General features: G+C 72.2%; 19 protein-coding genes. 7 read left to right on the plus strand and 12 right to left on the minus strand.

The genetic code is table 11. From position 1 onward, the window contains the following. Positions 1 to 5: 5 nt before the first annotated feature. Positions 6 to 1,253, plus strand: a complete 1,248-nt coding sequence (locus ACWDVW_RS13875) for a glycosyltransferase (protein WP_449948029.1) — start codon at positions 6 to 8, stop codon at positions 1,251 to 1,253. A 4-nt stretch (positions 1,254 to 1,257) separates the two neighbouring features. Here ACWDVW_RS13875 and ACWDVW_RS13880 read toward each other — a convergent pair whose 3' ends face one another. From ACWDVW_RS13880 to ACWDVW_RS13890, 3 genes are all read right to left on the minus strand, one after another. Then, positions 1,258 to 2,676: an O-antigen ligase family protein gene (locus ACWDVW_RS13880; protein ID WP_449948085.1), complete on the minus strand. Its 1,419-nt coding sequence runs from the start codon at positions 2,674 to 2,676 to the stop codon at positions 1,258 to 1,260. 61 nt (positions 2,677 to 2,737) lie between these two features. After that, positions 2,738 to 3,736 (minus strand): dTDP-4-dehydrorhamnose reductase family protein, encoded by a 999-nt coding sequence (locus tag ACWDVW_RS13885; protein ID WP_449948031.1) that lies wholly within the window; start codon positions 3,734 to 3,736, stop codon positions 2,738 to 2,740. Then, positions 3,733 to 4,776 (minus strand): polysaccharide biosynthesis protein, encoded by a 1,044-nt coding sequence (locus tag ACWDVW_RS13890; RefSeq protein WP_449948034.1) that lies wholly within the window; start codon positions 4,774 to 4,776, stop codon positions 3,733 to 3,735. The genes ACWDVW_RS13885 and ACWDVW_RS13890 overlap by 4 nt, the downstream gene beginning before the upstream one ends. Positions 4,777 to 5,138: 362 nt before the next feature. On the opposite strand from ACWDVW_RS13890, the gene ACWDVW_RS13895 reads away from it, so the two are divergent. From ACWDVW_RS13895 to ACWDVW_RS13905, 3 genes are read left to right on the plus strand one after another with little or no spacing between them, the layout of a single operon-like run. Continuing rightward, entirely contained in the window at positions 5,139 to 5,753 is a 615-nt protein-coding gene (locus tag ACWDVW_RS13895; protein ID WP_449948088.1) for a sugar transferase, read from the plus strand. Continuing rightward, positions 5,750 to 6,679, plus strand: a complete 930-nt coding sequence (locus tag ACWDVW_RS13900) for an NAD-dependent epimerase/dehydratase family protein (protein WP_449948037.1) — start codon at positions 5,750 to 5,752, stop codon at positions 6,677 to 6,679. The genes ACWDVW_RS13895 and ACWDVW_RS13900 overlap by 4 nt, the downstream gene beginning before the upstream one ends. Further along, positions 6,676 to 7,923 carry a glycosyltransferase family 4 protein gene (locus ACWDVW_RS13905; protein WP_449948040.1) on the plus strand — a complete coding sequence of 416 codons (1,248 nt, stop codon included), beginning with the start codon at positions 6,676 to 6,678 and terminating at the stop codon, positions 7,921 to 7,923. The genes ACWDVW_RS13900 and ACWDVW_RS13905 overlap by 4 nt, the downstream gene beginning before the upstream one ends. 70 nt (positions 7,924 to 7,993) lie before the next feature. Here the strand turns inward: ACWDVW_RS13905 and ACWDVW_RS13910 are convergent, their stop codons facing one another. After that, positions 7,994 to 8,422: a hypothetical protein gene (locus tag ACWDVW_RS13910; RefSeq protein WP_449948042.1), complete on the minus strand. Its 429-nt coding sequence runs from the start codon at positions 8,420 to 8,422 to the stop codon at positions 7,994 to 7,996. A gap of 34 nt (positions 8,423 to 8,456) precedes the next feature. Beyond that, positions 8,457 to 10,940 carry a Tex family protein gene (locus tag ACWDVW_RS13915; RefSeq protein WP_449948045.1) on the minus strand — a complete coding sequence of 828 codons (2,484 nt, stop codon included), beginning with the start codon at positions 10,938 to 10,940 and terminating at the stop codon, positions 8,457 to 8,459. Between the two features lie 62 nt (positions 10,941 to 11,002). On the opposite strand from ACWDVW_RS13915, the gene ACWDVW_RS13920 reads away from it, so the two are divergent. Beyond that, complete coding sequence (locus ACWDVW_RS13920; protein ID WP_449948048.1) at positions 11,003 to 12,514, plus strand: deoxyguanosinetriphosphate triphosphohydrolase family protein; 1,512 nt, start codon at positions 11,003 to 11,005, stop codon at positions 12,512 to 12,514. Between the two features lie 72 nt (positions 12,515 to 12,586). Here the strand turns inward: ACWDVW_RS13920 and ACWDVW_RS13925 are convergent, their stop codons facing one another. The 6 genes from ACWDVW_RS13925 to ACWDVW_RS13950 all read right to left on the minus strand — a co-directional run bounded on the left by ACWDVW_RS13925 (position 12,587) and on the right by ACWDVW_RS13950 (position 20,283). Then, on the minus strand, positions 12,587 to 13,735 hold the full coding sequence (locus ACWDVW_RS13925; protein WP_449948052.1) for an MBL fold metallo-hydrolase: 1,149 nt from the start codon (positions 13,733 to 13,735) through the stop codon (positions 12,587 to 12,589). Positions 13,736 to 13,788: 53 nt separating this feature from the next. Beyond that, positions 13,789 to 14,556 (minus strand): serine hydrolase, encoded by a 768-nt coding sequence (locus ACWDVW_RS13930; protein ID WP_449948054.1) that lies wholly within the window; start codon positions 14,554 to 14,556, stop codon positions 13,789 to 13,791. Positions 14,557 to 14,812: 256 nt separating this feature from the next. Then, entirely contained in the window at positions 14,813 to 15,994 is a 1,182-nt protein-coding gene (locus ACWDVW_RS13935) for a zinc-dependent alcohol dehydrogenase (RefSeq protein ID WP_449948057.1), read from the minus strand. Positions 15,995 to 16,892: 898 nt separating this feature from the next. Then, on the minus strand, positions 16,893 to 17,654 hold the full coding sequence (locus ACWDVW_RS13940; protein WP_350695215.1) for a succinate dehydrogenase/fumarate reductase iron-sulfur subunit: 762 nt from the start codon (positions 17,652 to 17,654) through the stop codon (positions 16,893 to 16,895). Beyond that, entirely contained in the window at positions 17,651 to 19,588 is a 1,938-nt protein-coding gene (locus ACWDVW_RS13945) for a fumarate reductase/succinate dehydrogenase flavoprotein subunit (RefSeq protein WP_396746483.1), read from the minus strand. Before ACWDVW_RS13945 ends, ACWDVW_RS13940 begins: the two co-directional genes overlap by 4 nt. A 2-nt stretch (positions 19,589 to 19,590) precedes the next feature. Further along, complete coding sequence (locus tag ACWDVW_RS13950; protein ID WP_449948060.1) at positions 19,591 to 20,283, minus strand: succinate dehydrogenase cytochrome b subunit; 693 nt, start codon at positions 20,281 to 20,283, stop codon at positions 19,591 to 19,593. A gap of 77 nt (positions 20,284 to 20,360) precedes the next feature. Here ACWDVW_RS13950 and ACWDVW_RS13955 point away from each other — a divergent pair, with 77 nt between their 5' ends. Continuing rightward, complete coding sequence (locus ACWDVW_RS13955; RefSeq protein WP_449948062.1) at positions 20,361 to 21,293, plus strand: LysR family transcriptional regulator; 933 nt, start codon at positions 20,361 to 20,363, stop codon at positions 21,291 to 21,293. Here the strand turns inward: ACWDVW_RS13955 and hrpA are convergent. After that, on the minus strand, positions 21,290 to 25,270 hold the full coding sequence (gene hrpA, locus ACWDVW_RS13960; protein WP_449948064.1) for an ATP-dependent RNA helicase HrpA: 3,981 nt from the start codon (positions 25,268 to 25,270) through the stop codon (positions 21,290 to 21,292). The genes ACWDVW_RS13955 and hrpA overlap by 4 nt on opposite strands. A gap of 448 nt (positions 25,271 to 25,718) precedes the next feature. On the opposite strand from hrpA, the gene ACWDVW_RS13965 reads away from it, so the two are divergent. Further along, on the plus strand, positions 25,719 to 26,096 hold the full coding sequence (locus ACWDVW_RS13965; RefSeq protein WP_449948066.1) for a cytidine deaminase: 378 nt from the start codon (positions 25,719 to 25,721) through the stop codon (positions 26,094 to 26,096). Positions 26,097 to 26,280 lie beyond the last annotated feature (184 nt).

Consider the following 26,280-nt stretch of genomic DNA (forward strand, 5'->3'; position numbering starts at 1 on the left):
CCGAGATGAACGACAGGACCCTGGTACGCGGCCCGGAGGAACGCCGCCGCTCGGCGGCCCGGGTACGCCCGGCCCGACCGCTGCTCGTCGGCGCGTACGCCTTCCCGTACGGCGACGCCACCTCCAACCGGCTGCGGCAGCTCGCCCGCAGCGCCGCGCCGGAGGGGGAGCGGACCCTGGTGGTCAACGACTGGCCCTGCGAGGTCCCCTTCCCCGGCGGGTTCGGCGACCTCGCCGGCATCGACCTGGTCACGCTGCGCGTCCGGGGCGGCAACCGGCTCACCCGGATGGCGGCCCGCCTGGCCCGACCGGTACGCGTGCTGCGTGCCCTGCGCCGCCAGGGCGTGGACCGCGACGAGATCGGCGTGGTGCTGCTGCCGATGGCGATGATGACGCTCGGCAACTGGGCGGTGCTGCGGCTCGCGCTGCGCGCACCGGTGGTGGTGGACGCCAGCGAACGCCACGATCGGCACCAGTTCGCGCACGGCTGGCTCACCCCGTACTTCGTACGGCACCGCTGGTCCACCTTCCTGGCCACCCGGCTGGTGCACCGGGCCACGGCGGTGACCGGCGCGCTCGCCGACCACCTCGCCGCGTACGGCCTCGACGTGCTGGTGGTGCCGCCGCAGGTGGACTGCGCCGAGTTCGCGCCACCCCGGACACCGTCGCTCGCCGACGGGCTACGGCTGCTCTACGCCGGCACCCCGGGCCGCAAGGACATGCTCGACGTGATCGTGCGCGGCATCAGCCGGCTCGCCCCGGCGGACCAGCGGCGGGTCAGCCTGACCATCGCGGGCGTCACCCGCGCCCAGGCCGCCACCGGGTCGGACCTGGACCCGGCGCTGCTGGACGAGGTCGCGGCCGAGGTGACCTTCCTCGGTCGGGTGCCCCGCGACACCGTGCTGACGCTGCTCGGGAGCGCGCACTTCTCGATGCTGGTCCGGCCCACCGGCGGGTACGCCGCGCACGGCTTCCCGTCCAAGGTGCCGGAGAGCCTCGCCGCCGGGTGCCCGGTGCTGCTCAACCACACCAGCGACCTGGCCGCCTACGTGCACGACGGCGTCGAGGGCCTGGTGCTCGACGGCAACGGCCCGGACGACGTGCGTCGCGGGATCGAGCGGGCGCTGCGCCTGCGGGACGAGGACTGGACGGCGATGAGCCGGGCCGCCCTGTCCCGGGCCCGCGAGTCGTTCGACCACCGGGCCTGGCAGGCCCGGGTCACCGCGTTCCTGACCGCCGAGCGCCGTCGCTGACCGGTCAGCCGGGCAGCCCGGCGGGTGCCGGGCGACCCGGCCGGGTGCGGACGCCCTCGGTGACCCCGGCCTTCTCGTCCGGGTCGGCGGAGGGCCGGTGCAGCAGGGCGGCGACCGCCAGCCAGAACACGTACGGGTAGGGCTGCCCGGTGCCGAAGATGGCCGACTCGGTCAACTGCACCATCACCCCGCTGACCACCAGCCACACCAGGCCCGAGTTGGCCCCGCGCACCGGTGCGCGCAGCGCGCCACGCGCGGCGGCCAGCAGCAGCGCCACCAGCGGGACGACGGCGGTGAGTCCCAGCTCCAGCAGCAGTTGCAGATAGCTGTTGTGCACCACGCTGACGCCCGCGCCGAAGAACTCGTCGTAGCTGGCGAGCTCGAACAGGTGGTTGCGGGACGCGTACCCGAAGCCCAGCGTGGGTCGGTTCTGCCACCACAGGTCGACGGTGGCCTGCCACATCTCGGTGCGGCCGTTGGACAGGTCGGCACCCTCCGGGTCGGTGAAGCGCAGCACGACCCGCTGCATCCACGGCGCCGAGAAGATCACCGGCAGCAGGTTGAACAGGTGCGCCACCAGCAGTGTCGCGGCCACCGCCGAGGCGGTCCGGACCACCGGTCCGAACCCGTGCCGCAGCAGCACCCAGGCGGCACCGACCAGCACGGCGACGATGCCGGTACGCGACTGCGACAGCAGCAGACAGACGCCGGCCGGCAGCAGGCCGAGCAGCAGTACGGGCCGACGGAACTGCTGGTAGACCGCCCAGCCCAGCGGGATGGCCAGGGCGCACACGATGCCGAGCATGTTCGGGTTGTTGAAGATGCCCTGGAAACGCTGGCTGCTGGCCAACCCGGCGGTCAGCACGCCGCCGGTGCCCCCGTATCCGAGGCTGACCAGGGCGGACACGCTGAGGACCAGGTACACCGTGCGCAGGTCGGCAAGCATCACCCCGCGCTCGGACCACCGCCGGCGCACCAGCACGTGCACCAGGGCGGCCAACAGCACCAGTGCCACCCCACGCTGGAAGGTCTCCATCGGGACCACCGACCAGACGGTGCTGAGCGTGGCGAGTCCGGCGACCGACCAGAGCGCGACGACGAGGACGCCGGTCCACGGGGCGAGCCGGACCGGGGCCCGGACCGGCCGGAACAGCCCCCACACCACCAGGCCGGCGACCGCGGCGTAGCGCGGATAGAAGCTCAGCTCGACCAGGGCGGGCAGGTCCGACGAGGCACAGACCAGCAGTGCCGTGGTCAGCCCCAGCAACCACCGCCAGCCGTCCACCCGGCGGACCAGGGCGACCAGCAGGAGCAGCAGGGTCAGCCCGATCGCGGCCAGCGGGGCGTCGACCGCGACGAGGGTCGTGACCACGACCAGCCCCGCCGCCCCCGCGACGACGCCCCACTCGGCCAAACGATTCATCACGTGCTGTCCTTCGCATCGCGGCCGCGCACCACGCGGCCGGCGGGTCGTCCCTCCGCCGTCAGACCCGGATGCCGGGCCGGTCCGCGTCGGTCCAGCGGGCCCGGGCCGCGTGCATGGCCCGGACCATCTCCGGCCAATCCGGTGGCCGGTAGCCGGTGGCCCGGGCGAGCGCGTCGGCCCGCATCGAGCGGTCGCAGACGAACCCGTCGTCCGGCACCAGCTCGCCCGGCCACCCGTACACCTCGGCGACCAGCCGCAGCAGGTCGTGCTTGGTGATCGGTTCGGCCGCGACGTGGTAGAGCCCGGTCAGGTCCTCGCGTGGCAGCACCACGGTGCGCAGCAGCCGGGCGAACTCGACGGTCGTCACCCCGGTGTAGACGGCGCGGGTGAAACCGCGTACCTGGCCCCGCTGGGCGAGGAACCAGTCCACCAGGGAGCGGTGCGTGGCCAACTCGTGCCCGACGATCGAGGTACGCAGGGTGAGCGCGGACGGCCCGGCCGCCTCGCCGAGCAGTTTGGAGCGCCCGTACAGGTCGGGTGGGTCGGGCAGGTCGTCCTCGGCGTAGTCGCCCCGTCGACCGGAGAAGACACAGTCGGTGCTGACGTGCACCAGCCGGGCGCCGAGGTCGGCGCAGGCGTCGGCGAGCAGGTGCGGCAGGAGCGCGTTGAGCGTGACGGTCGGCACCGCCTCCTGCACGTCCGGCCGCTGCTTGATGACGCCCACGCAGTTGATCACCACGTCCGGCCGCAGCAGGTCGAGGAAGCGGCGGACCTCGTCGAACCGGGTGGCGTCGACGCCCGTGGTGATCCGGTCGCGCAGGTGCGGCGGAAACCACCCCGCCTCGTCGTCCACGCGTCGGGCCAGGCCGTGCACGTCCAGGTCGGGATCCTCGCTCAGCTCGCGCAGGACGGCGTGACCGAGCATGCCGGTGACCCCGACGACGAGGACCCGCCGGGCGGCCGGACGCGACGCGGCGTCGGCCTGGTCGCGCCGCCGGGGCACCCGTTCCGTCGTGCCGCCGCCCACGCCCGGGGCGGCAGCGCGCCGCTCGGTCACGCGGGCACGGCGGCGGCCGCCGCGGCCTCGAGCTGCGCCCGTACCTCGGGCAGGGTCCGCAACAGCGACTCGATCTCCGGTACGGAGAGCCGGCGGGCGTTGTGCGAGTGGAAGTCGGCCAGCGTGCCCCGCTCGACGTTGCCCTCCTCGAAGTAGAGGGCGTAGTTCAGGTCGCGGCTGTCCACCGGCACCCGGAGGAACTCCCCCAGGTCCTCGGCGTGGGCGAGTTCCTCCCGGCTGGCCAGGGTCTCGTACAGCTTCTCGCCGTGCCGGATGCCGAGCACGTCGAACTTGGCGGGCACCCCGAACAGGTTGCACAGGGCGGTGGCCAGGTCGCCGATGGTGCAGGCGTCGGCCTTGCGGATGAACACGTCGCCCGGCTGCCCGTGGCGGAAGGCGTGCTCGACCAGGTCGACCGACTCCGCCAGCGACATCAGGAAGCGGGTCATCGAGGGTTCGGTGACGGTCGGCAGCGCGCCCCGGCGGATCTGCTCGATGAACAGCGGGATCACCGAGCCGCGCGAATACATGACGTTGCCGTAGCGCACGCAGCAGACCCGGGTCCGGGCCTGCGGGTTGTTCCGGGCGTGCGCCTGCGCCACCTTCTCCATCAGGGCCTTGGTCATCCCCATCGCGTTCACCGGGTAGACCGCCTTGTCGGTGCTGAGCAGCACCAGCGTCTCGACGCCGACCCGCTCGCAGGCCTCGACCACGTTCGCGCTGCCGAGCACGTTCGTGCGCAGCGCCTCCAACGGGAAGAACTCGCAGGACGGGACCTGCTTGAGGGCGGCGGCGTGGAAGACGAACTCCATGCCCCGGGCGGCCTTGAACACGCTGTCGTAGTCGCGGACGTCACCCACGTAGTAGCGAACCCGGTCGTCCCGCAGGCGGTGACGCATCGCGTCCTGCTTGGACTCGTCGCGGCTGAGGACCCGTACCTCGGTGGCACCGGCGTCGAGCAGCCGGGAAACCATCGTCTGGCCGAATGAGCCGGTGCCGCCGGTAATCAGAAATCGCCGGTCCGAAAGCGAGGAATTCACATCTGGCCCTGCCTGTTCCCAGTCGAGTTTTCCGCGATGCTGTCGGGACAGCATCCACCGGCGAACATACCGATTCACGAACTGGTCCGGGTCGGCTTTCCTGAATTAGAAAGAGAGTCTCATTCGGATTGTCGACGTAGTGGCGACAGGTGAGCGCTATTCATTCCACCGTACGGTCCGAACGGCGCGCCACGAAATGTGAAAGCGCGATCCGGTGCAGCGGAAAATGATATGCGTATCGCATGTCAAAAGTTGCTCTCCATGCGACGCACACGCGTGCCGGGTCTGCCGGCGAGGCGAGGGGTCCGCGCGGGATCGCCGAGGATCCGGACACCCCGCGACCGTACGATCGGTGGAAGCGGCTGCTCGACGTCGTGGGCGCCCTTCTCGTCCTGGTCCTGGGCGCACCGCTGATGGCCCTGGTGGCCCTGGTGGTGCTGATCGCGCACGGCCGGCCGGTGCTGTTCCGGCACAAGCGACCCGGCCTGCACGGCGAGCTGTTCGAGATGGTCAAGTTCCGGACCATGCGGCACCCCGACCCGGACCGGGGACTGGTGACCGACGCGCAGCGACTCACCCCGGTCGGCCGCTGGCTGCGGGCCAGCAGCCTGGACGAGCTGCCGGAGTTCTGGAACGTGCTGCGGGGCGAGATGAGCGTCGTCGGTCCCCGCCCGCACCTGGTGCAGTATCTCGACCTCTACAGCCCGGAACAGGCCCGCCGCCACGACGTTCGCCCCGGCATCACCGGGCTGGCGCAGGTCCGGGGCCGCAACGCGCTGGAGTGGCAGGCCAAGTTCGCCCACGACGTCGAGTACGTGGACCGGCGCTCCCTCCTGCTGGACCTGAAGATCGTGCTGGCCACCGTCTGGGTGGTGGTCAGCCGCCAGGGCATCTCCGCGCCCGGTGCGGCCACCTGGCACGAGTTCACCGGCAATCCACCGTCGGTCGCCGAGGCGGACCCCGCGTACCGCCGATGAGCCGGGTCCTGCTGCTCGGTGCCGGCGGGTTCCTGGGGCGGCACATCCGGTCCCTGCTCGCCGCGCACACCGACGTCCGGGCACCCGACCGGGTGGCCTGCGACCTGGTCCGGATCGAGCTGCCGGCGTTGATCGCGTTGCTGGCCCGGGAGCGGCCCGACGTGGTGGTGGCCGCCGCCGGCCGGATCGTCGGCTCCGGCTACGACTTCGTCCGCGCGCACGTGCTGGTCACCGCCAAGCTCGTCGAGGCGATGGCCGAGGCCGTGCCGGCGGCCCGACTGGTCCGGATCGGGTCGGCCGCCGAGTACGGACCCGTGCCGGACGGCCTCGCGGTGCCCGAGGAGCACCCGTGCGCGCCGGTCGGCGAGTACGGGCTCAGTCACCTGACCGCGACCCGACTGGCGGAACTGGCCGGCGCGGCGGGCCGGCTCGACACGGTGGTGCTGCGGGTCTTCAACCCGGTCGGGCCGGGCATGCCACCGGGCAACGTGCTCGGTCGGGTCACCGCGCTGATCAGATCGGCCCGGGCCGCCGGGGACGACGGGATCGCGCTGGGACTGCACGACACGTACCGCGACTTCGTCGACGTGCGGGACGTGGCGTCGGCGGTCCTCGCGGCGACGCGCAGCGCGCCCACGACCGACCGCGTCGTCAACGTCGGCAGCGGCCGGGCGGTGGCCGTCCGTGACGTGGTCCGGCTGCTGGCCGAGGTGGCCGGCTTCGACGGCGGGGTCCGGGACGGTGGCTTCACCGCCGACGCCGGGCGCTCCGCCACCGTGCCGTGGATGTGCGCGGACACCGCCCGTGCCGGGCGGGTGCTCGGCTGGGCACCCGCGTACGACCTGCGCGAGTCGCTGACCGCGCTGTGGCGTACCGACGGCGCCGTGTCGCCGGTACGCCCGTTGGCCACACTGGAGACGGGATGAGGCGGATGCGCATCGGCCTGCTCACGCAATGGTTCGACCCGGAGCCCGGCCCGGCCGCCCTGCCCGGGATGCTCGCCACCGCCCTCGCCGACCGGGGCCACGAGGTGCAGGTCCTCACCGGCTTCCCCAACTACCCGGCCGGGCGGCTGGCCCCCGGTTACCGGATGGCCCGCCGCCGGGACGAGACCGTCGGCGCGACCCGGATCCGGCGGGTCGCGCTGTATCCCAGCCACGACCGGTCCGCGCTGCGCCGGGTGGCCAACTACGGATCCTTCGCGGTCTCCGCGCTGGCCTCCGGCACGCCGGTGCTGCGCGGTCTGGACGCGCTCTGGGTGGGCAACTCACCGATCAGCGTCGCCCTGCCGATGTGGTTCGCCCGGTACGCGCACCGGGTGCCGGTGCTGCTGCACGTCCTCGACCTCTGGCCGGACAGCGTGGTGGCCAGCGGCTTCCTCGGCACCGGGCGGCTGTCCCGGACCGTCGAGCGGGGCATGGCCGGCTGGTGCGGCGCGATGTACCGCAGCGCCGCCCGCGTCGCCTGCGTCTCGCCCGGCGCGGTCGACCTGCTCGCCGGGCGGGGCGTGCCCCGGGAGAAGCTGGTGCACATCCCGATGTGGGCGGACGAGACCCCCCGGCCCCGCGCCGGTGACCTCCGTGCGGAGCTGGGCCTGCGATCCGACCAGGTGGTCCTGGTGTACGCCGGTGCGCTCGGCGAGGCGCAGGGGCTCGACTCGCTCGTCGACGCCTGCGCCCGGGTGACCGATCCCCGGCTGGTCTGCCTGATCGCGGGCTCCGGCACCACCGAGGAACGGCTGCGCCACCGCGCCGACGAGCTGGGCGCGGCCAACGTGCGCTTCCTCGGGCAACTGCCCCGGGAACGGATGCCCGCCCTGATGGCCACCGGCGACGCGCACTACGTCAGCCTGCGGCCCGGCGGCATGTCGGCGTACACCATGCCGAGCAAGGTGCAGGCCACGCTGGCCGCCGGACGGGCCCTGCTGGTCGCCGCCGAGGGGGACGCCGCCGACGTGGCCCGCGACAGCGGGGCCGGGATCACCGCCCGGCCCGGCGACCCCGACTCGATCGCCGCCGCGCTGCGCGAACTCTGCGACCTGGGCCGGGAGAAGCTCGACCTGCTCGGGCAGGCCGGTCGGCAGCACTACCAGCGGGTCTTCTCGGTGGCCGCCGGTGCGCAACGGGTGGAGCAGGCGCTCTCCGAGGTGGTCGACGTCCACCGACGCTGAGGGCGCGTCGGCGCTGACACCCACGCTGCCGGCCCGGCTGCGGCGATCGTCAGGGCCGACGTCGGCGGCGTCAGGGCCAGTCGTCACCGGCGGCGAGGCGTCGGTCCAGCAGCTCCGTCAGGGGCAGCGACTCGCCGTCCCGGCCGCCCCGGCCGACCACCAGCGGCGGCGGGACCGGCGGGCAGACCGCGCCGAACAGCAGTGCACGCAGACTGTTCGGCACGGTCAGCAGATAGAAGTTCCCCCGGGTGTCCACCGCCCGCGAGCGGCCCCGGTCGACGTACCAGCCGGTCAGCCCGGTGCGGTAGCGGTGCCGCCCGTCGTACGACGTCACCCGCAGCCGCTCCGGGCGCAGACCGCGCGCGGTCGCGTCGGCGGCGAAGCGGTGCACCAGCTCCGCCGCCGCGGCCTGCTCCACGGCCCGGGCGCGGGACTCGGCCTCGGCGTGCGCGTGCACCGCCCGCCGCCGCTGCTCCCGCCAGTCGTCGTCGCCCGCCATGGCGCTCACCGTACGCGGCCCACCGGGGGAGGGCTCAGGCCAGTCCGGCGCGACGCAACGCCTCGGCCATCGCGTCGTTCGCCGGCCCGGCCGGACCCCGGCCCTGCCGCTGCTGCGGGCCGCCACGCTGCCCGCCCCGGTCACCGCGACCGCCGCCGCGTCCGCCCTGCCCGGCACCGCCCTGTCCGCCGCCGCCCTGCCCGGCACCGCCCTGCCCGCGTCCGCTCTGTCCGCCGCCGTCCCGGCCGCCCCGGTTCTCCCGGCCACCCTGGTTGTCCCGGCCGGCCTGGTTCTCCCGACCACCGCGCTCCCGCGCGCCGCCCCGGCCGGTCTCCGCGTCGTCGTCCAGCCGCAGCGTCAGCGAGATGCGCTTGCGCGGTACGTCCACGTCCAGCACCTTCACCTTGACCACGTCGCCGGACTTGACCACCTCGCGCGGTTCCTTGACGAAGGTGCGCGACATCGCCGACACGTGCACCAGGCCGTCCTGGTGCACCCCGACGTCGACGAAGGCACCGAAGGCGGCCACGTTGGTGACCACGCCCTCCAGCACCATCCCCGGGGTCAGGTCGCCGATCTTCTCGACGCCCTCGACGAAGGTGGCGGTCGTGAACTCCGGACGCGGGTCCCGCCCCGGCTTCTCCAACTCGGCGAGGATGTCGGTCACCGTCGGCAGACCGAACGTGTCGTCGACGAAGTCGGTGGCCCGCAGCCCGCGCAGGATGGTCGACCGGCCGATCAGCGCCCGCAGGTCCTGCCCGGTACTGGCCAGGATCCGGCGCACCACCGGGTACGCCTCGGGGTGCACGCTGGAGGAGTCCAGCGGGTCGTCGCCGTCGGGGATGCGCAGGAAGCCGGCGCACTGCTCGAACGCCTTCGGCCCGAGCCGGGGCACCTTGCGCAGGTCGGAGCGGCTGCGGAACGGCCCGTTGGCGTCCCGGTGCAGCACGATGTTCTCGGCCAGCCCGGCACCGATCCCGGAGACCCGGGTCAGCAGCGGCGCGGACGCGGTGTTCACGTCCACCCCGACGCCGTTGACGCAGTCCTCCACCACGGTGTCCAGCGACCGGGAGAGCTTCACCTCCGACAGGTCGTGCTGGTACTGCCCGACACCGATGGATCTCGGGTCGATCTTCACCAGCTCGGCGAGCGGGTCCTGCAACCGGCGGGCGATGGAGACCGCGCCACGCAGCGACACGTCCATCCCGGGCAGCTCCTGCGCCGCGTACGCGGAGGCGGAGTAGACCGAGGCGCCCGCCTCGGAGACCATCACCTTGGTCAACCCGAGCTGCGGGAAGCGCTTGATCAGGTCACCGGCGAGCTTGTCGGTCTCCCGGCTCGCCGTACCGTTGCCGATCGCCACCAGCTCCACCCGGTGCGCCCCGGCGAGCCGGGCCAGCGTCTCGATCGAGGCGTCCCACTGCCGGCGCGGCTCGTGCGGGTAGATCGTGTCGGTGGCGACCACCTTGCCGGTGGCGTCCACCACGGCCACCTTCACCCCGGTCCGCAGACCCGGGTCCAGACCCATGGTGGGCCGGGCCCCGGCCGGTGCGGCCAGCAGCAGGTCGCGCAGGTTGGTGGCGAAGACCCGGACGGCCTCCTCCTCGGCCGCCTGCCACAACCGCATCCGAAGGTCGGCACCGAGGTGGATGAGGATCCGGGTACGCCACGCCCAGCGCACCGTGTCGGCCAGCCAGCGGTCCGCCGGCCGCCCCTGGTCGGTGACCCCGAACCGGCCGGCGATCGCCGCCTCGTACCGGGTCGGTCCGGTGACCGTGTCGGCGTCGCCGTCGGTCTCCGGGTCCATGGTCAGGTCGAGCACACCCTCCTTCTCGCCCCGGAACATCGCCAGGATGCGGTGCGAGGGCAGCTTCGGGTACGGCTCGGCGAAGTCGAAGTAGTCGGCGAACTTCGCCCCGGCCGACTCCTGTCCCTCGCGTACCCGGGCCACCAGCCGGCCCCGCGACCACATCTGCTCGCGCAGCGTGCCGATCAGGTCGGCGTCCTCGGCGAACCGCTCGATCAGGATGGCCCGCGCCCCGTCCAGCGCGGCGGCGGCGTCGGCCACCCCCTTGTCCGCGTCGACGTAGCCGGCGGCGGTCTCCCGGGGGTCCCGCGCCGGGTCGCCGAGCAGCGTGTCGGCCAGCGGCTCCAGCCCCGCCTCGCGGGCGATCTGCGCCCGGGTCCGCCGCTTGGGCTTGTACGGCAGATAGATGTCCTCCAGGCGGGACTTCGAGTCGGCCGCCATGATCTGCGCTTCCAGGGCCTCGTCCAGCTTGCCCTGGGTACGGATTGACTCCAGCACCGCCGCCCGCCGCTCGTCCAGCTCACGCAGGTAGCGCAGCCGCTCCTCGAGCGTACGGAGCTGGGTGTCGTCGAGCAGCCCGGTGGCCTCCTTGCGGTACCGCGCGATGAACGGCACCGTGGCACCGCCGTCGAGCAGCTCCACGGCCGCGTGTACCTGGCGCTCGGCGACGCCGAGTTCCTCGGCGATGCGCTGATGAACAGAGAGGGTCACGATGTCGCTCCGCCTTCGGGTGTGGGTTCCGTGGTGCATTCTGCCGGGCTACCGTGGCGATCATGGAACCACCTGTGGAGCCGCGCGCCCGACGCCTGTTCGGCGGCAGTGCCCGGACCCTCGGCGACCTCGCGACCAGCCCGTTCCGCGCGGACCGGGACCGCATCGTGGGCTCGCCGTTCTTCACCCGCCTGGGCGGCGTCACCCAGGTGGTCAGTCCCGGCGGGTCCGGGCTGCTGGTGCACAACCGGCTCACGCACAGCCTCAAGGTCGCACAGGTGGCCCGCGCGATCGCGGAACGGCTCACCGCCGACGGGTGGCAACGTGACCTGGTGGAGAAGCTGGGCGGCTGCGACCCGGACGTGGTGGAGGCCGCCGCGCTCGCCCACGACCTCGGCCACCCGCCCTTCGGGCACCTGGGCGAACGGGTGCTCGACCGGCTGGCCCGGCACCGGCTCGGCCTCACCGACGGCTTCGAGGGCAACGCCCAGTCGTACCGGATCGTCACCTCGACCGAGATCCGCGGCGCGGCCACCACCGGTCTGGACCTGACCGCGGCGGTCCGGGCGGCGATGCTGAAGTACCCGTGGACCCGGCTCGACCACCCCGACCCGCACCCGCGCCTGATGGACCCGCCGCCGCGCGGCGCCACCCCGCCGCCGGACGACCCGGACAGCGGCTCGGCGAAGTTCGGGGCGTACCGCACCGAGCTGGAGGACCTGCGACAGGCGCGGGCGCCGTTCGCCGGACGGATCGCCGACTGGCAGCAGACCGTCGAGGCGTCGGTGATGGACACCGCCGACGACGTCGCGTACGCCATCCACGACGTGGAGGACTTCTATCGCGTCGGGGTGCTCCAGCAGGGCGCGGTCGCCGCCGAGCTGATGGCCTGGCAGCGGGAGAACGGCAGCCTGCGGGCCATCACCGACGCGGCGTTGCAGACCTCGGCCCGCCGGCCCGGCGCGGCTATCGAGCGACTGCGCCGCCAACTGCACCGCAAGGACGCCTGGATCGCCGACGACGACGCCTTCGCGGCGGCCGTCGAACACGTCCGGGAGGAGCTGGTCGGGGGCCTGCTGGCGGTACCCTTCGACGGCTCGATCGAGGCGGAACAGTACGTCGCCCGGTTCTCCGCCCGGTGGACCACCCGCTTCGTGGACGCGATCACTGTCGTCGAGCAGCCCGGCATGCGCTCCGGGCACGTGCTGCTGGCCCCGGCACAGTGGCACGAGGTGCAGGTGCTCAAGTTCGTCCACCACCGCTTCGTGCTGGCCCGTCCCGACCTGGCCCTGCACCAGCGGGGCCAGGCCCGGCTGCTCGGCACCCTGGTCGAGGCGCTGCTGGAGTGGCTGCTCGACCCGGAGGAGGAGTCCCGCCTGCCCCGGCGGCTGCACGACCTGGTCGAGTTGGCCGAGGCGGAGCTGCATCCGCGTACCCCGGACCGGCTCGGCAAGGCTCGGGGCCGCGCCATCGTGGACTTCGTCGCCCAGCTCACCGACGGGCAGGCGGTGGCGATGCTGGACGCCCTGTCCGGCCGCTCCGGCGCCCTCTGGACCGACGCCTTCGTCCTCTGACCCTGCATGCAAGGAGGGGTCCCTTCCTAACGCCTACGGCATAGGAAGGGACCCCTGTTAACAACGAAGAGCTCAGGCGACCGCCTGCCACCAACCGTCCACCGGCGGCGGGTCGTCCACCACGACGCGCTCGCCGGGCCGGGGCACGGCCAGCCGGACGTCGCGGGCCTTGGCCTCGGCCCAGAGCCGGTCCACCGGCTCGGACCAGTCGTGCATGGCGAGGTTGAACGTCGCCCAGTGCACCGGCACGAACAGCCCGCCGCGCAGGTCCAGGTGGGCGGCGACGCCCTCCTCCGGGAACATGTGGATCCCCGGCCAGGCCCGGTCGTACGCGCCGATCTGCACCAGCGTCGCGTCGAACGGCCCGTACGCCGCCCCGATCTCGGCGTACCCGTCGAAGTAGCCGGAGTCCCCGGTGTAGTAGACCTTCCGCTGCCGACCGGCGACCACCCACGAACTCCAGAGCGTGCCGTTGCGTCGCAGCCCCCGACCGGAGAAGTGCTGGGCGGCGGTGCAGGTGATCTCCAGGTCGGCCACCCGGTGCGTCTGCGACCAGTCGAGCTCGATCACCCGGTGTGCCGGCACCCCCCACCGGTCGAGGTGCGCGCCGACCCCGAGCGGCACCAGGAACGGCGCCGACTGCCGGGCGGTCAGCTCCCGCACGGTGGCCATGTCGAGGTGGTCGTAGTGGTCGTGGGAGATCAGGATCGCGTCGAGCTGCGGCAGTTCGTCGAGGCGTACCGGCGGCTCGTGCAGGCGACGCGGACCGACGGCGTCCGACGGCGAGCACCTGTCGCTCCAGACCGGGTCGACCAGTACCCGGCGACCCTCGATCTCGATCAGCGTGGAGGCGTGGCCGTACCAGACGAGGTTCAGCTCGCGGGCCCGGTCGACGTCGGGCGCGGGTGCCGGACGGACCAGCGGCACGGCAGCGGTCGGCCGGCGCTGCTGCTTACCGAAGATCATCTCCCGGAACAGGTTGCTGTCCGGGTTGGGTGCCGTCCGGGTGCTCGCCCGGTTGTGGAACGTCCCGTCGCGGAACTGCGGCGACCGCTCCGCCCGCTCGGCCCGCGCCCCGGTCAGCCGGCCACCGAGCGCGGCCGGTACGCCCCGGGCCGCCCACGCCAGTCCGGCCAGGCCGGCCAGCGCGGCCACGCCGACCACCGATCCCGCGATCCGTCGGCCGGTGACTCGCCCCGTCGGCTCCTTCGGCGTCCGCATGGTCGCCCCCCTCTGCTGATCCCCGCAGTCCACGGTAGCCCTCGCCGCCCGGTTCAGCCGTGGATGCCGGGGCCGTGCGGGGGATGCTCGCGGGCGGCCAGCCGGTCGGTCAGGTCGAGCAGCCGCCGCCCCAGCCGGGCCCGGGCCTGCACAGCGGGGTGGGTGGCCCCGAAGTCGTCCGCCTGCGGTTGGCCGGCGGCGAAGAAGACGTACGTCAGCCGGGGCGAGCCGCTCGTGTCGAAGATCACTCCGGCCTCGTGCCGGGCGTCGCGGAACCAGCCGGCCTTGGTGGCGATCCGGGCCCGCTCGGCCGACGACATGCTGCGCCGTATCCCGTCGGTGAACGCCACCGGTGAGCGCAGCAGCCGCAGCACGAACTCCGTCGACGCGGGGGAGAGCAGGGTGCCGCCGACGAGCGCCCGGAGCAGGTCGTGCGTCTCGCGGGCCGTGCTGGTCCCGAGGTGGTACCGGGGCGATTCGGCCACCGGCTGCACCTGCGTGCGCCCGAAGCCCTTCGCCACCATGATCCGGTTGACCTCGGTGCCCGGGCAGACCAGCGCGCACAGCCGCACCGCGACGTCGTCGGAGACGGTCAGCAGGTTCGCCAACGCGTGCCCCAGCGTCACCCGGCTGGGGTACGCGCCGTCCAGCCCGAAGATGCCGTCACCGGCCCGCGCGGCGATCGCGGCGGTCACCTCGACCTGCTGGTCGAGGGCGAGTCGGCCCCGGTCGACGGTGTCCAGCACCGCCGTCGCCACCGCGATCTTGTTGACGCTGTACGCCTCGACCCGCCGCTGCGCCGCCTCGTCCACCGCGACCACCAATCCGTCCGATCCGGCGAGACTGACGTACGCCTGCCAGTCGCCGCCGGCCCGGGCACGCTCCCGCCGGTACGCCGCCCGGACCCGTGCCGCGATTCGGCCCAGGTCGCGCTGCGGTGCATCCGGTTCGCGAATGGTCCACTCCCGTCGGCCCGGGGTCCGTCCCGGACACCCTAGGCCGGGTCCGTCCCGGACACCCTAGGCCGGGTCCGTCCCGGACGCCCGGTCCGACGGACCACCGGCGCGTGGCGACCGCTCACGGAGTGAGGACCGCCTTGACGCAGCCGTCCTCCTTGCGCTGGAACATCTGGTACGCCTGCGGGCCCTCATCCAGCGGCAGCCGGTGGGTGCGCAGGTCCGAGACACCGAGCGGGTCCTCGTCGGTGAGCAGCGGGACGATCTCGTCGATCCACCGGCGTACGTGGCACTGGCCCATCCGCAACTGGATGCCCCGGTCGAACATCTCCATCAGCGGAAGCGGGTCGACCTCGCCGCCGTACACGCCGGAGATGGAGACCGTGCCGCCGCGCCGGACGGCCTTCATCGCGGCCTTGAGCACGACCAGCCGGTCGACCCCGACCTTGTCGATCATCGGATCGGCCAGCTTGTCCGGGAGGATCCCGGCGGCGGCCTGGGCGAACTTGCCCAGCGGAGCGCCGTGCGCCTCCATGCCGACGGCGTCGATCACCGCGTCCGGGCCGCGCCCGTCCACCATCTCGATCAGGGCGCCGGGTACGTCGTCGAGCTGGGACACGTCCAGCACCTCCACCCCGTGCCGGCGGGCCATCTCCAGCCGCTCCGGCACCAGGTCCAGCCCGATCACCCGCTCGGCGCCGAGCTGCCGGCCGACCCGGGCGCAGAACTGCCCCACCGGGCCGAGACCGAAGACGGCCAGCGTGCCCCCGGGCGGCGTGTCCGCGTACCGGACGGCCTGCCAGGCGGTGGGCAGGATGTCGGACAGATAGAGCCAGCGCTCGTCCGGGCCGTGGTCCGGCACCGTGATCGGGCCGAAGTCGGCGTGCGGCACCCGCAGGTACTCCGCCTGCCCACCGGGCACCGAGCCGTACAGGGAGGTGTAGCCGAACAGCGCGGCACCCTTGCCCTCGGCGGTCACCTGGGTGGTCTCACACTGGGCGTACAACTGGCGCTGGCACATCCAGCACGACCCGCAGGCGATGTTGAACGGCACCACCACCCGGTCGCCGGGCTTGAGCCGGGTCACCCCCGACCCGACCTCCTCGACGATGCCCATCGGCTCGTGCCCCAACACGTCACCCTGCTTCAGGTACGGCCCCAGCACCTCGTACAGGTGCAGGTCCGAGCCGCAGATGGCGGTGGAGGTGATCCGTACGATCGCGTCGGTCGGTGCCTCGATCCTCGGGTCGGGCACGGTCTCCACCCGTACGTCCCGCTTGCCCTGCCACGTCAACGCCCGCATGTCCGTACCCCCTGAATCGTCGCCTGACTGGCTGCTACCCCACCCGGCCCGCTTCAACCGACCACCCCCGCGCTCCCGACCCTCGCGCTCCCGACCCTCGCGCTTCCGACCCTCGCGCTTCCGGCTCCCGTGTTCCCGGTCCCTGCGTTTCCGGCCTCCGCGCTCTTGGCCCCCTGTTCCTGGCCTCCGCGGTCCGGGCCTCCGCGCTCCCGGCCGCCGCCCGGCTCGCCGTAGTTAGTGGCACCCGACGGAGACGCGGGCCTGTCCGTGTCTCCGGGACCCGCCCAGCCCAGCCCCAGCCCAGCCCCTGCGCCGCTCCCGCTCGGCCAGCACCGTGTCCACGCCCCTCGCGGCCATCATGATCCGCGCAACTTCATGGAAACTGCTGCCTCAGACCCCCACGGAGGCAGCAACATCGCTGAAGTTGCGCGGATCTTGCCCCCGAAAGGCGTGAGAGCGCACCGCCCACACGCCGACGCCCAGGCTGATCAAGGAACGCCGATCATGGAGTTGTGGCGCCGAAAAAGCGCTCTCAATCGCCACAGAACCGCAGCCGCAACTCCATGATCGACGGAGCTGTGGCTGTGGCTGTCGTGGTGTGGTGGTGTGGTGGGCTGGGGCCGAGGCGCGGGGACGGGCTGGGTATGCGAACGGCCGCCGTGCCTGGTGGCAGGGCGGCCGTTCAACGTGGACAGGTGCGGGGGTCGGGCCCGAAGGCTGGGTCCCGGCGGTCGGGTCCCGGCGGTCGGGCCCCACGGGTCAGGTGCCGGGGGTCAGGTGCCGGGGGTCAGGTCCTGGAGGTCGGGCCCAAGCGGTCGGGTCCCGACGGTCGGGTCCCGACGGTCGGGTCCCGACGGTCGGGTCCCGGTGGCGGGCCCCACGGGTCGGGTGCTGAGGGTCAGGTGCCGGGGGTGTCGCTCCGCTTGGTGGTGGCGGCCAGGTAGTCGCGGTTCAGGCGGCCGATGGTGGTCAGCGGGATGCCCTTCGGGCAGACCACGGTGCACTCACCCGCGTTGGTGCAGCCGCCGAAGCCGGCCTCGTCGTGCGCGTCGACCATGCCGATGACACGGGTGTACCGCTCGGGCTGGCCCTGGGGGAGCAGCGAGAGCTGGGTGACCTTGGCGGCGGTGAAGAGCATGCCGGAGCCGTTGGGGCAGGCGGCCACGCAGGCGCCGCAGCCGATGCAGGCGGCCGACTCGAAGGCGGCGTCGGCGTCGGCCTTGGCCACCGGGACCGAGTGGGCCTCCGGCGCGCTGCCGGTGGGGGCGGTGATGTACCCGCCGGCGGCGATGATGTTGTCGAACGAGTTGCGGTTGACCACCAGGTCCTTGATGACCGGGAAGGCCCGGGCCCGCCACGGCTCGATGTCGATGGTCTCGCCGTCGGAGAACTGTCGCATGTGGAGCTGGCAGGCGGTGGTGCCGCGCTGCGGCCCGTGCGCGTCGCCGTTGATCATCAGGCCGCACATGCCGCAGATGCCCTCGCGGCAGTCGTGGTCGAAGGCGACCGGCTCCTCGCCGGAGAGGATGAGCCGCTCGTTGAGGACGTCGAGCATCTCCAGGAAGGACATGTCCGGGGAGACGTCCTCGACCTGGTAGGTCACCATCCGCCCCTTGTCCTGGGGGCTGGACTGACGCCAGATGCGCAGGGTCAGGTTCACTTGTAGCTCCGCTGCGTGGGGTGGACGTATTCGAAGTTCAGGTCTTCCTTGTGCAGCACCGAGGGCTGCCCGGTGGCGGTGAACTCCCAGGCGGCGACGTACGCGAAGTGCTCGTCGTCGCGCTGGGCCTCACCGTCGGGAGTCTGGTGCTCGGCACGGAAGTGACCGCCGCAGGACTCCTCCCGGTGCAGGGCGTCGATGCACATCAGCTCGGCCAGCTCGAAGAAGTCGGCGACCCGGCCGGCCTTCTCCAGCGACTGGTTCAGCCCCTCGCCGTCGCCGGGCACCCGGACCCGCTGCCAGAACTGGTCCCGCAGCGCGCGGATCTCGTCGATCGCCTTGCGCAGCCCGGCCTCGGAGCGCTCCATGCCGCAGTGCTCCCACATGATCTGGCCGAGCTCACGGTGGAACGAGTCCACCGTGCGGTCGCCGTCGATCGCGAGTAGCCGCTGGATCCGGTCCTCGACGTCGCGTCGCGCCTCGACGGCCGCCGGGTGACTGCCGTCGACCTGCTCGAACGGGCCGGCGGCCAGGTAGTTGGCGACCGTGTTCGGCAGCACGAAGTAGCCGTCGGCCAGCCCCTGCATCAGCGCCGAGGCGCCGAGCCGGTTCGCGCCGTGATCGGAGAAGTTCGCCTCGCCGATCACGAACAGGCCGGGGATGGTGGACTGGAGGTCGTAGTCGACCCAGAGGCCGCCCATCGTGTAGTGCACGGCGGGGTAGATACGCATCGGGACCTCGTACGGGTCCTCGCCGGTGATCCGCTCGTACATCTCGAAGAGGTTGCCGTACTTGGCCTCGATGGCCTTGCGGCCCAGACGCGTGATGGCGTCGGAGAAGTCCAGGTAGACGCCGAGCTTCGTCGGGCCCACCCCACGACCCTCGTCGCAGACGTACTTCGCGGCCCGGGAGGCGATGTCCCGGGGCACCAGGTTGCCGAAGCTGGGGTAGATCCGCTCCAGGTAGTAGTCCCGCTCGTTTTCCGGGATGTCCTTCGGGTTGCGGTCGTCGCCCTTGGTCTTGGGCACCCACACCCGGCCGTCGTTGCGCAGCGACTCGCTCATCAGGGTCAGCTTCGACTGGTGGTCGCCGGAGACCGGGATGCAGGTCGGGTGGATCTGGGTGTAGCAGGGGTTGGCGAAGTACGCGCCCTTGCGGTGCGCCCGCCAGGTGGCGGTGACGTTGCAGCCCTTGGCGTTGGTGGAGAGGTAGAAGACGTTGCCGTAGCCACCGGAGGCGAGCACCACCGCGTCGGCGAACTCGGTGCTGATCTCGCCGGTGACCATGTCCCGGACGACGATGCCGCGCGCCTTGCCGTCGATGATGATCAGCTCCAGCATCTCGTGCCGGGCGTTCATCTCCACGTTGCCGAGGCCGATCTGCCGCTCCAACGCCTGGTACGCGCCGAGCAGCAACTGCTGGCCCGTCTGGCCCCGGGCGTAGAAGGTGCGCTGCACCTGCGCGCCACCGAAGGAACGGGTGTCCAGCAGACCGCCGTACTCGCGGGCGAACGGGACGCCCTGGGCGACGCACTGGTCGATGATGTTCACCGACATCTCGGCCAGCCGGTGCACGTTCGACTCGCGGGAGCGGAAGTCACCGCCCTTGACGGTGTCGTAGAAGAGCCGGTGCACCGAGTCGCCGTCGTTGCGGTAGTTCTTGGCGGCGTTGATGCCACCCTGCGCGGCGATCGAGTGGGCCCGGCGCGGGCTGTCCTGGTAGCAGTACGACTTGACCCGGTAGCCCTGCTCGCCCAGCGTGGCGGCGGCGGCACCGCCGGCCAGGCCGGTGCCGACCACGATCACGGTCATCTTGCGCCGGTTGGCCGGGTTGACCAGCTTGGCCTCGAAGCGGCGGCGATCCCAGCGGGTCTCGATCGGCCCGTCGGGAGCCCGGGTGTCGGCGATCGGGTCGCCCTCGGTGAACAGATCCATGGTCAGGACACCAATCCGGTGAGTACGGCGAACGGGACCAGGAGGTAGCCGGCGCAGAGCACGACGGCGAAGGTCAACGCCACCAGGCGGGCCCGCTGCTCGCCCCGAGGGGTCTGCTGCCCGAGGCTGCGCAGCGCGCTGAAGATGCCGTGCCGCAGGTGGAAGCCGAGCGCGACGATCGCCAGCGTGTAGAAGATCGTGACGTACCAGCGCGCGGGCGCGAAGTCGGCCACCACGTTGGCGTACGGCCGGGACGGGTCACCGACCGGGTTCAGCGTGCCGGTGGTCAGGTCCAGGATGTGATAGATCACGAAGAGCAGGATGATCACGCCACCCCAGCGCATGGTGCGGGCGGCGTAGCTGCCCCGCACCTTCTTGCGGTGGGCGTAGCGCACCGGGCGGGCGGCGCGGGCGCGCAGCGCGAGGACCGTGGCCGCCCAGATGTGGCCGAGCACCGAGACCAGCAGGCCGATCCGCATGATCCAGAGGAACCAGGCGTGCGGCAGCACCGGGCCGCCGATGTCGCGCAGCCAGTGCGCGTAGTCGTTGAACGACGTGTCGCCGGCGAAGACCTTCAGATTGCCCAGCATGTGCGCGATGAGGAAGAGCACCAGGAAGATGCCCGTCACCGCCATGACCGCCTTCAGTCCGACATTGGATCGGATGGGCGACCGCGTTCTCGTCGTGACTACCACGCGACCGACGCTAGGAGCACTTTGATCAGTCGTCCAATGCATCGACACCGCAGTCTTGATAGCCATAAGCTATGTAGATGCAGCTCCATCAGCTGAAGTACTTCGTAGCCGTGGCAGAAGTACGACATTTCACCCAGGCAGCCGACATCGTCGGCATAACTCAGCCCTCGTTGAGTAAGCAAATTCACGCCCTGGAGGACAGCCTCGGTGCCCCGTTGTTCGAGCGGGTAAGGGGGAACATCACGCTCACCGCCGCCGGGGAGGTGCTGCTTCCGCTGGCCAAGCGGATCCTGGCCGACGTCGACACGGCGACCCGCGAGGTGCAGGAACTGGTCGGCCTGCGGCGGGGCCGGGTACGCCTCGGCGCCACCCCCAGCCTGGCCACCTCGCTGGCCCCGCCGGTGCTGCGGCTGTTCCGCGACGCGCATCCCACCGTCGACCTGCGGGTGGAGGAGGGTGGCTCGCAGGACCTGGTCCGGGACCTGCTCCGCGGCGACCTCGACCTGGCGCTGATCATCATGCCGGCCCAGGGCACCGACCCCGGGCTGCGCGCCGACCCGATCCTGCGGGAGAGCCTGGTGGTCGCCTCCGTCGACCCGTTGCCGACCGCCTCGACCGGCGGCGACCTGCGCATCACCGACCTGCGCGACCAACCGCTGGTGATGTTCCGCGAAGGCTACGACCTGCGCGACGCCACCCTCCAGGCGTGCCGCGCCGCCGGGTTCGAGCCGACGCTCTCCGTCGACGGCGGCGAGATGGACGCCGTCCTCAGCTTCGTCGAGGCCGGGCTGGGCGTCGCCCTCGTACCCGGCATCGTGGTGGCCCGGCGACCCGGCATCCGGGTCACCCGGCTCGCGCCCCCCGGGGTCCGCCGCACCATCGCGGTGGCCCGCCGCCGCGACGTGGTGCCGACGCACGCCGGCCGCGAGCTCCGCCGCATCCTGCTGGAGTACGTGCAGACCGCCACCGCCGACGCACAGCTCCCGCCCGGCGTGGAACCGCTGGCCTAGCCGCTCTCCGCGTCGTCCATGGCGCGATAGATGCGCTGCTCGGAGACCGGATACGGGGTGCCCAGCGCCTGGGCGAAGACGTTCACCCGCAACTCCTCGATCATCCAGGGGATCTGCCGCACCGCAGCCGAGTTCCGCCGGGCCGCCGGCAGCGCCGCGACCATCTCGTCGTACTCCCGCTGGACCACCGCGACCCGGTCCTGCTGCTGCTTGTCGCGCTGCGGGTTCGCCGCCAACCGGTCCATCCGCCGCTCGATCGCGGTCAGGTAGCGCAGCAGGTCGGGCAGGCGGGCGTACCCGGCCTCGGTGATGAACCCGGCGTGCACCAGGCGGGTGAGCTGGGCGCGGATGTCGGCCAGGGCGGCCACCACGGCCAGGTTCCTGGTCGCGCCGAGCCGCTGCTGCACCGCGTACGCCGCGCCGAGCACCGCCCGGACCCGGTCCATCACCTCCACCACCGTGTCCACCAGCCCGGCCCGCACGGTGTCCCGCAGCGCGGCGAAACCCTCGGCGTCCCAGGCCGGTCCACCGGCATCGCCGACCAGCTTGTCGATCGCCGCCCCGGCCGCGTCCTCGATCAACGCCTGCACCCCGCCGTGCGGGTTGCGGGACAGCGACAGCTTCGCCTCGTTGGAGAGCCGCCCCTGGAGGAACTTCGCCGGTGACGGCACGGTCAACCGCAGCAGCCGCCGGGTGCCGGCCCAGTGCGCGGCCTCCTGCTCACCGGCCGAGTCGAAGACGCGTACGCCCACCGTGGCGCCCTCGTCCACCAGCGCCGGGTACGCCGTCACCGCGTACCCGGCCCGCACCTGTTCGATGGTGCGCGGCAGCGTGTCGATCTCCCAGCCGGTCAGCCCGGTCCGCGCCACGTCCGGCGCGGCGGCGGCGACCACCTGGCGTACCTCCGCCTTGAGTCGGCGTTGCAGTTCCGGCAGGCTCTTGCCCTCGGCGACCGGTTTGTCGTCCTCGCCGAGCACCCGGAAGGTGACCCGCAGGTGCGCGGGCAGCTTCGCCAGGTCCCAGGCGTCGCGGGGGACCGTCACCCCGGTCATCCGGCGCAACTGCCGGGTCAGCGCGTCCAGCAGCGGCTCCTCGCCGGGGGTGATCGCGGCCAGCGCGGCGCGCGCGAAGTCCGGCACCGGCACGAAGTTGCGGCGTACCGGCTTCGGCAGCGACCGGATCAGCGCGATCACCAACTCCTCGCGCAGCCCCGGCACCTGCCAGTCGAAGCTCTCCGCCGGCACCTGGTTGAGCAGCGGCAACGGGATGTCCACCGTCACCCCGTCGGTCGGGGTGCCCGGCTCGAAGGTGTACGTCACCGGCAGGCTGACCCCGTCGGCACTCCACTGGTCCGGGAAGTCGGCCTCGTCCACCCCGCCCCGACCGGCGTTGACCAGCAGCTCCCGGGTGAACGTGAGCAGGTCCGGCCGCTCCCGGCGGGCCGTCTTCCACCAACTGTCGAAGTGCCGCCCGGAGACCACGTCGGCGGGGATCCGCTCGTCGTAGAACTGGAAGATCGTCTCGTCGTCGACCAGGATGTCCCGTCGCCGGGCCCGGTTCTCCAACTCCTCCACCTCGGTCAGCAGCCGCTGGTTGTCCCGCCAGAACTGGTGGTGGGTGGACCAGTCGCCCTCGACCAGCGCGTGCCGGATGAACAGCTCCCGACTCAGCGCCGGATCGATCCGACCGAAGGTGATCTTTCGAGAGGTGACCAGCGGTACGCCGTAGAGCGTCACCTTCTCGTACGCCATCACCGCCGCCTGCTTCTTCTCCCAGTGCGGCTCGCTGTAACTGCGCTTCACCAGGTGCTGGGCGAGCGGCTCGACCCACTCCGGTTCGATCCGCCCGTTCACCCGCCCCCACAGCCGGGACGTCTCCACCAGCTCGGCGGCCATCACCCAGCGCGGCGGCTTGCGGAACAACGCCGACCCCGGGAACAGCCCGAACTTGGCCCCCCGGGCACCCAGGTACTCGTGCTTCTGGGCGTCCTTCAGGCCGATGTGGGAGAGCAGACCGGGCAGCAGCGACTGGTGCACCCGGGGCGTGTCGATCTCCTCCGGCAGGTCGGCGTTCGGCGTACGCAACACCTGGCGCAACTGGCTGACGATGTCCTGCCACTCGCGTACCCGCAGGTAGTTGAGGTACTCGGCCTTGCACATCCGGCGGAACGCGCTGGACGACAAGGCCCGTTGCTGCTCGCGCAGGTGACGCCAGAGATTGAGGTACGCGACGAAGTCCGATTCCTTGTCGGCGAACCGGGCGTGTGCCTGGTCCGCCTGGGCCTGCCGGTCGGCGGGCCGCTCGCGCGGATCCTGGATCGACAGCGCGGCGGCGATCACCATCACCTCGACGGCACACCCGTTGCGCTCGCCCTCCAGCACCATCCGGGCCAGCCGGGGGTCGACCGGGAGCTGCGCGAGACGCCGCCCGAGCGCGGTCAGCCGCCGGTCCGGGTCGGACTCCGTCGGGTCCAGGGCACCCAACTCGTGCAGCAGATTCACGCCGTCGGCGATGTTGCGGCGGTCCGGCGGGTCGATGAACGGGAAGGCGGCGATGTCACCCAGCCCGATGGCGGTCATCTGGAGGATGACCGAGGCCAGGTTGGTCCGCAGGATCTCCGGGTCGGTGAACTCGGGTCGGGCCAGGAAGTCCTGCTCGTCGTAGAGCCGGATGCAGATACCGTCCGAGGTACGCCCACAGCGGCCCTTGCGCTGGTTGGCGCTGGCCTGCGAGACCGGCTCGATCGGCAGCCGCTGCACCTTGAGCCGCTGCGAGTAGCGGGAGATCCGCGCGGTCCCCGGATCCACCACGTACTTGATGCCCGGGACGGTCAGCGAGGTCTCCGCCACGTTGGTGGCCAGCACCACCCGCCGCCCACCGTGCGGGGCGAACACGCGGTGCTGCTCGGCGACGCTGAGCCGGGCGTACAGCGGCAGGATCTCGGTGTGGCGCAGCGCCGGCCGGTGCTCGACGAGCCTGCCCAGCGCGTCGGCGGTGTCCCGGATCTCCCGCTCGCCGCTGAGGAACACCAGGACGTCGCCGGGCCCCTCGGCGGCCAACTCCTGCACCGCGTCGCCGATGGCCTGGACCTGGTCGCGGACGTTCTCCTCGTCCGTGTCGTCGACGTCCTCGTCGACCTCGACCAGCGGGCGGTACCGCACCTCGACCGGGTACGTCCGGCCGGACACCTCGACCACCGGCGCCGGCACCCCGTCCGGGTGCTCGGCGGTGGGCGGCCCGGCGAAGTGCCGGGCGAACCGGTCGGTCTCGATGGTCGCCGAGGTGATGATCACCTTGAGGTCGGGGCGGCGGGGCAGGAGCTGCCGGAGGTAGCCGAGGATGAAGTCGATGTTGAGGCTGCGCTCGTGCGCCTCGTCGATGATCAACGTATCGTACTGGCGCAGCATCCGGTCGGTCTGCAACTCGGCCAGCAGAATGCCGTCGGTCATCAGCTTGACCAGGCTGTTCTCGCCCACCTGATCGGTGAAACGCACCTTGTAGCCGACCACCTCACCGAGCTGCGTGCCCAACTCCTCGCCGATCCGGTCGGCGACCGTACGCGCCGCCAACCGCCTCGGCTGGGTGTGCCCGATCAGCCCGTGCACCCCACGGCCCAACTCCAGGCAGATCTTCGGCAACTGGGTGGTCTTGCCCGAGCCGGTCTCGCCGGCCACGATCACCACCTGGTGGTCCCGGATCGCCGCCGCGATGTCGGCCGCCCGCTCGCTGACCGGCAACTGCGCCGGGTACGTCACCGTCGGCACCGCCGCCCGTCGGGCCGCCAGCCGCGCCTCCGCCTCGGCCACCTCGACCACGATCTCGGCGAGCGTCGCCTCCCGACGCTGGGGATCGCGTACCTTCCGCAACCCGTCCAGCCGCCGACGCAGCCGACGCTGGTCGCGGAACATCAACGGGGAGAGACGACGGTGCACCTCGCGAACCGGATCGGTCGCAGCGGTGGTGGCTTGATTCTGCATGTCGTGGCCAAGGATAGGCAGCGACCCGCCGACCCGCCTCCTGGTTACCCCGCCAACGTAAGGGACGGATGTAAGGAAGGGTCCCCTGCTAACGCCTCAGGTATAGGAAGGGTCCCTTCCTAACACCGTGCGCGCCTGCACGTCCGCGTGCTCTGCACGTCCGCGTGCCCTGCGTCGTGCGTGCCTGCACCGTGCGTCGTGCGTGCCTGCATCGTGCGTTGTGCTTGCCCGCATCGTGCGTCGTGCGTGCCCGCACCGTGCGCGCCTGCACCGTGCGTCGTGCGTGCGTGCCTTGCAGCGTGCGGGCCTGCACCTAGCGACGGAGAACCGGCCGTGCTGTCCGGTGTGCGTCGTGCGCGCCTGTTTCGTGCGTGCCTGCACCGCGTGGGCGGAAGCAAAGCGGCGGTCTATCGTTGACCGCCGAGCCGGAGCGAGCACGGGAACGCCGATGACGATGCGTGACACCGACCGGGCGCTGGTGCAGGCCGCCAGTGCCGTGGCCAAGCTGCGCTGTCGCAGCGCCGCCCACACCCTTGCGGCGGCGGCCCGCACCGTCGACGGGCGGATAGTCTCCGGCGTGAACGTCGTGCACCCCACCGGGGGTGCCTGCGCCGAGGTGGTCGTGGTGGGCACCGCGGCGACCCAGCACGCGGGCGAACTGGAGACGATCGTCACCGTGGGCGATCGCGGTCGGAGCCTGGTGGCACCCTGCGGCCCGTGCCGACGGCTGCTGGCCGATCACTTCCCGGCGCTCCGGGTGATCACCGGCACGGTCGAGGACCCCCAGGTGAACCAGGTAACCGAGTCTCCCACCACGCCCGAATAGCCAACCTGGCCTCGCGCCGTGCGCGCGTCCTCATGATCCGCGCAACTTCATTGATACTGCTGCCTCCAGGGGCGCCTGAGACAGCAAAATCAATGAAGTAGTTCCATCCTGTTTGGGCTGGTCGGGGGGTGTTGACTGTGGGGTTGGTGGTGGTGGGTGGGCTGGTGGTGGGGTGGGTGATCTT

The sequence above is a fragment of the Micromonospora sp. NPDC003241 genome (genome assembly GCF_053589795.1).

What these genes read in the sequence shown, in the direction of transcription:
- hrpA (WP_449948064.1), bottom strand. Translation starts at nt 25,270, where the DNA reads ATGCAGAATCAAGCCACCACCGCTGCGACCGATCCGGTTCGCGAGGTG.
- ACWDVW_RS13910 (WP_449948042.1), bottom strand. Translation starts at nt 8,422, where the DNA reads ATGGCGGGCGACGACGACTGGCGGGAGCAGCGGCGGCGGGCGGTGCAC.
- ACWDVW_RS13945 (WP_396746483.1), bottom strand. Translation starts at nt 19,588, where the DNA reads ATGGATCTGTTCACCGAGGGCGACCCGATCGCCGACACCCGGGCTCCC.
- ACWDVW_RS13965 (WP_449948066.1), top strand. Translation starts at nt 25,719, where the DNA reads ATGACGATGCGTGACACCGACCGGGCGCTGGTGCAGGCCGCCAGTGCC.
- ACWDVW_RS13955 (WP_449948062.1), top strand. Translation starts at nt 20,361, where the DNA reads ATGCAGCTCCATCAGCTGAAGTACTTCGTAGCCGTGGCAGAAGTACGA.
- ACWDVW_RS13925 (WP_449948052.1), bottom strand. Translation starts at nt 13,735, where the DNA reads ATGCGGACGCCGAAGGAGCCGACGGGGCGAGTCACCGGCCGACGGATC.
- ACWDVW_RS13935 (WP_449948057.1), bottom strand. Translation starts at nt 15,994, where the DNA reads ATGCGGGCGTTGACGTGGCAGGGCAAGCGGGACGTACGGGTGGAGACC.
- ACWDVW_RS13920 (WP_449948048.1), top strand. Translation starts at nt 11,003, where the DNA reads ATGGAACCACCTGTGGAGCCGCGCGCCCGACGCCTGTTCGGCGGCAGT.
- ACWDVW_RS13905 (WP_449948040.1), top strand. Translation starts at nt 6,676, where the DNA reads ATGAGGCGGATGCGCATCGGCCTGCTCACGCAATGGTTCGACCCGGAG.
- ACWDVW_RS13880 (WP_449948085.1), bottom strand. Translation starts at nt 2,676, where the DNA reads ATGAATCGTTTGGCCGAGTGGGGCGTCGTCGCGGGGGCGGCGGGGCTG.
- ACWDVW_RS13875 (WP_449948029.1), top strand. Translation starts at nt 6, where the DNA reads ATGAACGACAGGACCCTGGTACGCGGCCCGGAGGAACGCCGCCGCTCG.
- ACWDVW_RS13900 (WP_449948037.1), top strand. Translation starts at nt 5,750, where the DNA reads ATGAGCCGGGTCCTGCTGCTCGGTGCCGGCGGGTTCCTGGGGCGGCAC.